The sequence below is a fragment of the Mycobacterium sp. TH-M15 genome (assembly GCF_057473705.1).
In genome coordinates this window covers 1-2,170 of sequence record NZ_JBYCLB010000349.1, presented here as the reverse complement: position 1 = coordinate 2,170, position 2,170 = coordinate 1, and the positions used below count along the sequence as shown (strand labels likewise).

The 2,170-nt window shown below is 69.4% G+C and carries 3 protein-coding genes; all 3 read left to right on the top strand.

Features of this window, described 5'->3' with window-relative positions:
- Positions 1 to 1,103: ferredoxin--NADP reductase domain-containing protein (locus tag AC2VNT_RS08580; RefSeq protein WP_486946451.1), on the top strand; the 1,103-nt coding region annotated here is incomplete at its 5' end.
- Entirely contained in the window at positions 1,096 to 1,653 is a 558-nt protein-coding gene (locus tag AC2VNT_RS08575; RefSeq protein ID WP_486946450.1) for an LpqN/LpqT family lipoprotein, read from the top strand. The genes AC2VNT_RS08580 and AC2VNT_RS08575, both read left to right, overlap by 8 nt.
- A 14-nt stretch (positions 1,654 to 1,667) precedes the next feature.
- Complete coding sequence (locus AC2VNT_RS08570) at positions 1,668 to 2,006, top strand: WXG100 family type VII secretion target (protein ID WP_486946449.1); 339 nt, start codon at positions 1,668 to 1,670, stop codon at positions 2,004 to 2,006.
- Positions 2,007 to 2,170: the final 164 nt, after the last annotated feature.

Here is a 2,170-nt window from a genome sequence, read left to right as displayed (position 1 = left end):
AAGCCGACGAGCTCGCCGAGCGGTACGACGCGGTGATCTACGCGGTCGGCGCCCAGACCGACCGGCACCTGGGCATCCCGGGCGAGGATCTACCCGGCAGCGTCGCCGCGGTCGACTTCGTCGGCTGGTACAACTGCCACCCGCACTTCACCGAGATGGCGCCGGACCTGACCGGCAAGCGCGCCGTCGTCATCGGCAACGGCAACGTGGCGCTGGACGTGGCCCGCATCCTGGTCAGCGACCCCGACGAGCTGCGCGGCACCGACATCGCCGACCACGCACTGGCACTGCTGGACCCGCGGGGCGTCGAAGAGGTGGTGATCATCGGGCGCCGCGGCCCGCTGCAGGCCACCTTCACCAGCCCGGAGCTGCGCGAGCTCGGCGAGATGAAATCACTCGAAGGCGTCGACGTGGTGATCGACGCCGCCGAGCTGGCCGGGATCACCGACGCCGACGTCGAGGCGGCCGGCAAGCACCCCAAGGCGAACATCAAGGTGCTGCGCGGCTACGTCGGCGCCGAGCTGCACCCGGACCATCGCCGGATCGTCTTCCGGTTCTGCACGTCGCCGATCGAGATCCGCGGTGACGGCCGGGTGCAGGAGATCGTGCTGGGCCGCAACGAGCTGGTGACCGGCGACGACGGCCGGGTGAGCGCCCACGACACCGGCGAGCGGGAGGTGCTGCCGGTCGACCTGGTGGTGCGCGCGGTCGGCTACCGCGGGGTGCCGACGCCGGGGCTGCCGTTCGACGAGAAGAGCTGCACCATCCCGCACACCGACGGGCGAATCGACGGCACCCGCAACCAGTACGTGGTCGGCTGGATCAAACGCGGGCCGTCCGGGGTGATCGGGTCCAACAAGAGCGACTCGCAGGCCACCGTCGACACGCTGGCGGCCGATCTGGCCGCCGGCGATCTGCGCGACGTCGGGCCGGACTACGACGAGGAGCTGCGGGCGTGGCTGCTCTCCCGGCGGCCGGAGCTGGTCACCGACGAGCACTGGCAGCTGATCGACGCCCACGAACGCTCCACCGGCGAGCCGAGCGGCCGGCCCCGGGTCAAGCTGGCCAGCATCGCCGATTTGTTGCGCGTGGGGCATGGCTGAAGCGGCCGGGCACTCAGCTGCCGAGTCGGCCGACGAGCCTCGGGTAGCGCTGGACCGCCAGGTCGATACCGAGCCTTTCCTGGCGTTGTCGAAGCTGCCGGGCTGGGCCTACGCCGTCCCGAAGGAACCGCAGGTGGTTCGCTGCATCGGGCTCAACCAGGCGCTGCGCGCCGACGATTTCACCCCGAACGTCGTGGTCACCCTGGAGGACCTCACCGGAAGGGTCGACAATCCGCAGCAGGCAATCGACTTCGAGCGCCACGCGATTACAGCGAATGTCGCCGCGATCCAAGCCGACGCTCCTACCGCGGTGTGCGGCTACCCCGCTACGACCATCGGCTACCTTCTCGAGGGCCGGTGGGTCACCAGCCTGGTCGTCAGCCTCCAGAACGGCGGCGGGAACGTCTGGGCGGTCACCGTCACCATGCAGACAACCCAGCCGCAAGACCGCGACTACCTCCACGCCAGGCGGAAGTTCCTGACCGGCTTTCAGGTTAAACTTGCCGATCAACAGTCACCGGCCGGCGATCGGCCGGCACCCGGACTGTGATCGGAGCTAACCGAATGCCGAACAACAATGGCTTACGACTCGACCCGGTGGCCCTGACCGGCGCCGGTAACGCACTCGGTGAGCACGGCGAGACCCTGCACGCGGTGCAACGTGCCGCACACGCCGATGCCACCGAGGCGCACTCCGGCTGGGTGGGTTCCTCAGCCGCCGCACTAGCCGGGCTTTTGGACAGCTGGGAGCCGACCAGCAGCGAACACATCCGACGGATCGGCGACCATTCCTGCGGCATGCATGTCGCCGCAGCGGAGTTCACCTTCATGGAGCAGCGCCACAAGCAGGCGTTCGAAGACATCGAGGCGGAGGCCGGCCGGAAAAGGCCCAGTGCGCTGTGACGATAACGCTGGCCGACATCGACCGCTGGGATCCGGACATGATCACCGCGGTATTCGAGGCGGCGATCGCCCGAGCACACGGCACCCGGGCAGCGTCGGCGGCGATCGGCGAGACCGTCGGCTTCTTGGACTGGGACGGCGAGACCGCCGAGGCTGCCCGAGCC

Excerpts from the sequence above, each read along its gene's own strand:
- AC2VNT_RS08575 (WP_486946450.1), top strand. The coding sequence starts at position 1,096 with ATGGCTGAAGCGGCCGGGCACTCAGCTGCCGAGTCGGCCGACGAGCCT.
- AC2VNT_RS08570 (WP_486946449.1), top strand. The coding sequence starts at position 1,668 with ATGCCGAACAACAATGGCTTACGACTCGACCCGGTGGCCCTGACCGGC.